Source organism: Microbacterium sp. 16-032 (assembly GCF_041079455.1).
GTDB lineage: Bacteria > Actinomycetota > Actinomycetes > Actinomycetales > Microbacteriaceae > Microbacterium > Microbacterium testaceum_A.
The window spans coordinates 522803-530075 of the sequence record NZ_JBFYGQ010000002.1 but is presented as its reverse complement, the minus strand read 5'-3'; the positions used below and the strand labels follow the sequence as shown (position 1 = coordinate 530075).

Here is a 7273-nt window from a genome sequence, read left to right as displayed (position 1 = left end):
TCCGAGGTCACACGTCCGAGGTCACACGTCCGAGGTCACACGTCCGAGGTCACACGTCCGAGGTCACACGTCCGAGGTCACACGTCCGAGGGGTTGCGACGATCTTCAGGGACGGTGAGGGCCGCTGACCGGAGTGCGCGGCGCTGTGCGACACCGAGCAGGACGAAGGCCAGGATGAAGGCGACGGAACCTCCGACCCACACAAGAGAGGGGGAGGGGATCCCGTTCCACCACCACTCCGCACGGGCTCCGAGGCTGATCGCCGGGTCGTCCACTCCAGTGGTGTAGCGGCGGATGCTGACATGGAGCGCGATCACCGTCGCCACGCTCAGAGCCACTCCCGCGAAGACGATCCGGGCGACCGTCCAGCTGGGCTCGATGTCCCAGCTGGCCGAGGCGACCCCGAGGAAGATGACGAGCAGGGGGAGGATGTACCGCGGTTGGATCTGGGCGCCGACCATCGCCTCGGACTGCGCGAGCAGGACGAACGGCACCAGGTACAGGGCGGAGAGGCTGACGGCGAACGCGATGACGCGACGCGGGGTCATTCCGCGTGCTCCGACGAAGATTGTTCCGGCGGCCACCATCAGTGAGAGCGTCGAGACGGCGCTCGGCATGTAGGTGTCCAACCACCCCAGTCCCCAGCCCCCGAGCGCGCCGGCCAAGAGAGTCGGGATATTGAGGAAGTTCGAGATGTGTTGATCGATCGTGAGCGGTACGGGGTCGAGTGAGAGTCCGGTGACGACCGCGCCTCCTTGTCGAGCCGACAGGTAGAACGCGACGGCGGCGGCGGCGATGACGAGAGATGCCGTGGCCGCAGCCCAGAGAGACCGGCCCCTGCGGGCCCCGAGGATGACCGCCAGGACGATGGACAGGACCGCGTAGGCGGCGGAATCCGCACGGGCTCCCGCGCCCAGCACACCTCCCAAGACGGCCAGCCCGGCGAGAAGCCAGCGTCGGCGTCCGTCTGTCAGCATCGCGCCGTAGAGGCAGATCCACACCGTCGCCGCCGAGATGTAGGCCCAGGCTGACGGGTTGGTCGACGCCGCGACGAACATTCCGAGCGGGACCGCGGCTCCGACGGCGGAGACTACGAGTGCCGGTCGCAGTCTCCGCGGGAGCGCGAAGAAGACGGCCGTTAGCACTCCGACAGTCAGCAGGGAATTGAAGATACGGACCGTCAACACGGAGGTCTGGATATCGTCGCTCGCGAAGAGGGACATGGTTCCGTAGAACAAAGGGGGATAGAGCCCGACGTTCACCCTCGGGGTGTCCACCATGCCGGTTTCACTGGGGTTCCAACACGATCCGCTGACGTCCGGTTTGAACGCGAAGCACGCGGCATCCGTCAGCGCCGCAGGCACACTCCGGGTCTCCGGCTCAGAGCCTGGGGCGCACAGCCCCGGACGTTCGCCGAGTCCGCACCAGATCGAGGGGAGGTGGAAATCGTCGTCGGGGGAGGAACCGACCGGGCTGGCGAACGCCCACGATACGAGGGACAGGAAAAGGAGCACGGGGATGGCGATGGCGAGGGCCGCTGCGCCCCGTCGGCGCGTCGGAGCAGCTGTCATGGGGGCGGTCGTCACCAGAGCATCGTAGTCGGAGCCAGCGGTGCGCATCCGGTCGACGGAGAGTCGACAGGTAGGATGACCATGACATGACCGCCACTGCCGACAGAATTCTGGTGATCGTTCCCGCCTGGAACGAAGCAGCCAACGTCGGTTCGACGATCGCTGAAATCCGCGCCGCGGACCCCGCCTACGACGTCGTCGTCGTCGACGACGGTTCGGTCGACGGAACAGGTGATGTGGCGGCCGCGGCGGGCGCCCGCGTGCTCACGCTGCCCTTCAACCTCGGAGTGGGCGGCGCTATGAAGACGGGTTTCACCTACGCCCAGCGCGAGGGGTATCACCGGGCCATCCAGGTGGACGCCGATGGGCAGCACAATCCTGCGGATGTCGCCCGAGTTCTCGCGGGCCTGGCGGATGCCGATATCTCCATCGGTGCCCGATTCGCAGAGGTCGGTGACTACACGGTGCGTGGCCCCCGGAGGTGGGCGATGGTGGTGCTGGCAAGCGTCGTCTCTCGGGTCGCCGGTGTGCGCTTGACGGACGTCACGAGCGGTTTCCGCGCGGCCAACCGTCGCGCCATCGACCAGTACGTGCGCTACTACCCGGCCGAGTATCTCGGCGACACTCTCGACTCGCTCGTCGAGGCAGTCCATGCCGGCCTCACGGTGACCCAGGTTCCCGTGGCGATGCGGCCCCGTGTGCACGGGAAGCCCAGCCAGAATCCACTCGGAGCGAGCGTGTACCTCCTTCGTTCGGTATTCGCGCTCGCGCTCGCGGTTCTCCGTGGAACTCTTCGTCGGAGGCCTCGCGCATGACCATCGCGGCCCTGGGGTTCGGCCTCTTCGTCCTCATCCTCATCATCGTCTTCCTGATGCGGCGTCAGCTGCGCGAGAAGTACGCCACGCTGTGGCTCGTCGTGGGTCTTGCGATCCTCGTGCTCGGCGTCTTTCCCGGTCTGCTCGGCTGGCTCGCAGGGTTCCTCGGCGTCGCCGTCCCCTCGAACCTCCTCTTCGCGCTTGCGCTTGCTCTGCTCGTCGGAGTGGCGCTCCACCTGTCGTGGGAGCTGTCCCGCGCTGAGGAAGAGATCCGTCGTGTCGCCGAAGAGGTCGCGATCCTCCGCACACAGGTCGACTCTCTGCGCCAGGGGGCACCCGGGGACCTGAGCGCGAGTGAACGACCCGCCGGCGATGAGCCGCGGTCCGGTGGCCCGGCCGACTGAAGGGCGCGCAGGCGCCCTCTCCTACATTCTGTTGGCGACCGCGATCGCGGGCGCCGTCGGCTACGCCATCCAACTCCTCGCCCCCGTCGTCCTGCCCGACAGCGGTTCCTATCTGGCGTTCAGTGTCTACTGGTCCACCGTGTACGTCCTCGTCGCGGCTCTGGCGGGGGTGCAGCAGGAGATTTCGCGGGCGACCACACCGGGAACGACACCGGCGGACGGATCGACCCTCCGTGCCTTCGCTCTGCGGATCGCGACCGCGGCCGCCGTCGTAGCGGTCGTCGTGACCTTGGTGGTCGCTCCCTCGGCCTTTCCCGATGACATCGTCGGTTCCGCGATCTGGATTGTCGTCGCCGTCGTGGGCTACGTCGCCACAGCCGTATTGGCGGGGGTTCTTTACGGTCTTTCCCTGTGGCGAGCTGCCGCACTTCTCGTCGTCGTCGACGCCCTGCTGCGGGCGCTGCTCGTCATGCTCGCGCTCGCGCTGCAGGCGCCGCACACGTTGCTCACCGCGGCCGTCTCGGTGCCCTTCGGCGGGGCGTTCCTCCTGGTGTGGTTCTTCGTGCGCCGACGTGTCGTCGGGCAATTCCGTCTCGACGTGGGCGCGCGTCGGCTCGTCGTGAACACGGTCGGCACGGTGACGGCGGCCGCTGCGACGGGCCTGATCGTCACGGGCATCCCCGTCGTCCTGCGAACGACGATGCCGGGCGTCGACGCAGCCATCGTGGCATCCCTCATCCTCACCATCACCATCTCGCGCGCCCCGCTGATCGTGCCAATCATGGCTCTGCAGAGTTACCTCATCGTCGACTTCCGATCCAGCGACAGACCGCTCGGTCGACGCCTCGCTCTGTATTTGTCGGCTCTCGCTGCGGTGACAGCGGTGGGGTCGATTCTCGCCGCGTGCTTCGGCGAAACCCTTCTCGCGCTCTTCCCGGGCGGGCGGTACGCGGTGCCCGGATGGGTCGCGGCCGGCATCGTGGCGAGCGCAGGTGCCGTCGCGGCGCTGTGTGTGACCGGCCCGGCGCTGCTCAGCAGATCACGCCACGATTGGTACGTGGGCGGGTGGGTGATCGCCGCACTGTCGACCGTGCTCTTGCTCTTGTTGCCCGCAGGACCGTACGAGCGGGTCGTCGTGGCGCTCTCGGCGGCTCCGTTGCTCGGGATCGCCGTGCACGTGATGGGACTGCGCCGGCCCTCCCGGGGAAGCACAGCCCCGGCACGATAGACTTCCGTGCACCCGTCGGACCGCCCCGGGGCAACAGGAGATCCGAAACCCATGACGTCTAGCGAACCCCGCAAACGCGCCCTCATCACGGGCATCACCGGCCAGGACGGCAGCTACCTCGCCGAACTTCTGCTGTCGAAGGGGTACGAGGTCCACGGCCTCATCCGACGGTCCTCGTCGTTCAACACGCAGCGTATCGACCACGTGTACCAGCCGGCGCAGGCGGACGACCACCGGCTGTTCCTCCACTTCGGCGACCTGTCCGACGGCTCGCGCCTGGTCACGCTGTTGAACGAGATCCAGCCGCACGAGGTGTACAACCTCGCCGCTCAGTCTCACGTTCGCGTCAGCTTCGACGAGCCGGAGTACACGGGCGACATCACAGGCGTCGGCACCATCCGTCTCCTCGAGGCGATTCGTGCCGCTCACGTCGACTGTCGCTTCTATCAGGCGTCGAGCTCCGAGATGTTCGGCGCGACGCCGCCGCCGCAGAACGAAGAAACTCCGTTCTATCCCCGTTCTCCCTACGGCGTCGCGAAGCTCTATTCATACTGGATCACGCGCAACTACCGTGAGGCCTACGACCTTTTCGCGGTCAACGGCATCCTCTTCAATCACGAATCGCCTCGCCGTGGCGGCACCTTCGTCACCCGCAAGATCACCCGGGCAGCGGCGCGCATCAAGGCGGGACTGCAGTCGGAGCTGTATCTGGGCAACCTCGACGCCGTGCGTGACTGGGGCTACGCGCCCGAATACGTCGAAGGCATGTGGCGCATGCTGCAGCACGACGAGCCGACCGACTACGTGCTGGCCACGAACACGGCGTACACGGTCAAGGACTTCCTGCGCTTCACCTTCGAGCACGTGGGCCTCGACTGGGAGAAGTACGTCAAGTTCGACGAGCGCTACCTCCGCCCCACCGAGGTCGACGCGCTCATCGGCGATTACGGCCGGGCGAAGGACCTGTTGGGCTGGGAGCCGAAGGTTCACACCCCTCGCCTCGCGCAGATCATGGTCGACGCCGACGCCGCAGCCCTCGAGGTCGAGGGTCGCCCGTTCATCGACCAGGTCCAGAGCTGAGGGGCGGGTGCGCGCCCTTCTCACCGGCGGTACCGGCATGCTCGGTTCGAGCATCGTCGACGCCTGGCGAACGCACCGACCCGATGACGACCTCGTCGTGCCGTCCCGCGGCAACGTCGACCTGAGCGATCCCGTCGCGACGCTCAACGTCGTTCGGGACGTCAAGCCCGATGTCGTCATCCACGCCGCCGCTTTCGTCGGCGGCATCGGGGACAAGCTCGCCCGGCCACTGCCGTACCTGGTTGACAACCTCCGGATCGACTCATCGGTGCTCGCTGCAGCGGTGAACACAGACGTACCCCGCTACCTGTACATCGCCTCTGCGGCCGCCTATCCCGCGACAGCCCCGAACCCGGTCTCTGAGGAGTCGCTCTTCGACGGGAGACTCGAAGTTGCGAACGAGGGGTACGGTCTGGCGAAGCTCACGGGACTCACGGCGGTGAGGTACGCCGCGCGGCAGACGGGAGCGGCCTATCGGTCGATCCTGCCCTCGAACCTCTATGGTCCGCGCGATTCGTTCGACCCCGTGCGCTCGCACCTCATCGCCTCGACGCTCTACAAGACCCACCGGGCTCACGCGACGAACGCGGACCATGTCGATGTGTGGGGGGATGGGACCGCGAGACGAGAGTTCACCTTCGCTCCCGACCTTGCCGCGTGGATGGTCGCATCGCTGGATGACATGGCGGTTTGGCCGGATTTCATGAACGTCGGCGCGGGGTACGACCACAGCATCCGCGAGTTCTATGAGGTCGCCAGCGACGTCGTCGGCTATCGCGGAGCGCTCGAGTTCGACACCACGAAGCCGAGCGGCGTCGCCCGTCGACTCATCGACTCCACCCGCGTCCGTGCCCACGGATGGGTGCCCCAGACCACAATCCGTGAGGGAATGGCACAGTGCTACGACGCCTTCCTCACCCGCTCCGACACCGAAGGACTTCGATGAACCGCGAACCGGCCTACCCCCTTGCCACCACGACGTGGGATGACGCCGAATACGCTGCGTTGCAGGACGTCATCGCCAGCGGGCGGTTCACGAACGGACCCCGGGTTCGTGAGTTCGAAAGCGCCTTCGCCGCGCACTTCGGCGCGCAGTTCGCGGTGATGGTGAATTCCGGCAGCTCTGCCAACCTCATCGCCGTCGCGGCCGCCGTGCTCGACCCGCGATTCGACCTCTCGCGCGGCGACGAGGTCCTCGTACCTGCGGTGTCCTGGCCGACGACCTACTATCCGTTCTCGCAGTATGGCTTGAAGCCCCGGTTTGTCGACATCGACCTCGACACTTTGAATGTCGACCTCGACCTCCTCGAGGCGGCCATCGGGCCGCGGACGAGGGCGATCATGGCGGTGAACCTGCTCGGAAACCCCAACGACCTCGTGCGTCTGCGCACGATCGCCGAAACGCACGGTCTCGTCCTGCTCGAGGACAACTGCGAGTCCCTCGGCGCCGTCCACGACGGCATCAATGCCGGTACTGCGGGTTTGGCAGGTACCTTCAGCTCGTTCTTCTCGCATCACATCGCCACAATGGAGGGCGGGCTCATCGTCACCGACGACGAGCAGCTCTACCAGGAGATGCTGTCGCTCCGGTCCCACGGGTGGACCCGCGAGCTGCCCGATCGGAATCACGTCCACGACAAGAGCGGCGATGCCTGGGATGATCTGTTCCGCTTCGTTCTTCCGGGATACAACGTCCGTCCCCTCGAAATGGAAGGTGCTCTCGGGCTGGAGCAGCTGAAGAAGGTACCCGCCCTCGTCCAGGGGCGTCGGGAGAACGCGGCGTACTTCCAGGAGCGTTTCGCGGACATCGATGCGGTGCGCATCCAGCGGGAGACGGGGCAGAGCAGCTGGTTCGGGTTCTCGATGATCCTCGAGGGACCTCTTTCCGGGAGACGTGCTGACGTTGTGCGCGCATTCACCGAAGCCGGCATCGAGTCGCGACCGATCGTGGCGGGAAATTTCACTCGCAACCCCGTGATGGCGCACCTCGATGCGATCGTGCCCGAAGCTCTGCCCGCAGCCGACCGTGTCCATACGGATGGTCTCTTCGTCGGAAACCACCATTACCCGGTGCATGGCGGCCTCGACCTCGTCGCCGAGACGATCGAGCGCGTCGCGCTGCGCTGACGTCGAGGGGTGGGCGATGACGTTCCCGCCCACCTCGTCGAACGTAGG

At 66.6% G+C, this 7273-nt stretch carries 7 protein-coding genes; 6 read left to right on the top strand and 1 reads right to left on the bottom strand.

Annotated elements, in window-relative coordinates; translation table 11 throughout:
* Positions 1-77: 77 nt before the first annotated feature.
* Entirely contained in the window at positions 78-1571 is a 1494-nt protein-coding gene (locus AB6V31_RS06180; protein WP_369364635.1) for a DUF2142 domain-containing protein, read from the bottom strand.
* An 86-nt stretch (positions 1572-1657) separates the two neighbouring features.
* Here AB6V31_RS06180 and AB6V31_RS06175 point away from each other — a divergent pair, with 86 nt between their 5' ends.
* The 6 genes from AB6V31_RS06175 to AB6V31_RS06150 are packed head-to-tail and all read left to right on the top strand — an operon-like array spanning position 1658 to position 7225.
* A complete protein-coding gene (locus tag AB6V31_RS06175; protein ID WP_103206513.1) occupies positions 1658-2386 on the top strand; it encodes a glycosyltransferase family 2 protein in 729 nt (242 codons plus the stop codon).
* Positions 2383-2790, top strand: coding sequence for a DUF2304 domain-containing protein (locus AB6V31_RS06170; RefSeq protein WP_369364623.1), 408 nt, complete (start codon positions 2383-2385; stop codon positions 2788-2790). Before AB6V31_RS06175 ends, AB6V31_RS06170 begins: the two co-directional genes overlap by 4 nt.
* 31 nt (positions 2791-2821) lie before the next feature.
* Complete coding sequence (locus tag AB6V31_RS06165; RefSeq protein ID WP_369364622.1) at positions 2822-4018, top strand: hypothetical protein; 1197 nt, start codon at positions 2822-2824, stop codon at positions 4016-4018.
* 51 nt (positions 4019-4069) lie between these two features.
* A complete protein-coding gene (gene gmd / locus AB6V31_RS06160; protein WP_369364621.1) occupies positions 4070-5098 on the top strand; it encodes a GDP-mannose 4,6-dehydratase in 1029 nt (342 codons plus the stop codon).
* 7 nt (positions 5099-5105) lie between these two features.
* The gene (locus AB6V31_RS06155; protein ID WP_369364620.1) at positions 5106-6044 is read left to right on the top strand and encodes an NAD-dependent epimerase/dehydratase family protein; all 939 of its coding nucleotides are present in this window, start codon (positions 5106-5108) and stop codon (positions 6042-6044) included.
* Complete coding sequence (locus AB6V31_RS06150; protein ID WP_369364619.1) at positions 6041-7225, top strand: DegT/DnrJ/EryC1/StrS family aminotransferase; 1185 nt, start codon at positions 6041-6043, stop codon at positions 7223-7225. The genes AB6V31_RS06155 and AB6V31_RS06150 overlap by 4 nt, the downstream gene beginning before the upstream one ends.
* Positions 7226-7273 lie beyond the last annotated feature (48 nt).

Excerpts from the sequence above, each read along its gene's own strand:
- AB6V31_RS06180 (WP_369364635.1), bottom strand. The coding sequence starts at position 1,571 with ATGACAGCTGCTCCGACGCGCCGACGGGGCGCAGCGGCCCTCGCCATC.
- AB6V31_RS06175 (WP_103206513.1), top strand. The coding sequence starts at position 1,658 with ATGACCGCCACTGCCGACAGAATTCTGGTGATCGTTCCCGCCTGGAAC.
- AB6V31_RS06170 (WP_369364623.1), top strand. The coding sequence starts at position 2,383 with ATGACCATCGCGGCCCTGGGGTTCGGCCTCTTCGTCCTCATCCTCATC.
- gmd (WP_369364621.1), top strand. The coding sequence starts at position 4,070 with ATGACGTCTAGCGAACCCCGCAAACGCGCCCTCATCACGGGCATCACC.
- AB6V31_RS06150 (WP_369364619.1), top strand. The coding sequence starts at position 6,041 with ATGAACCGCGAACCGGCCTACCCCCTTGCCACCACGACGTGGGATGAC.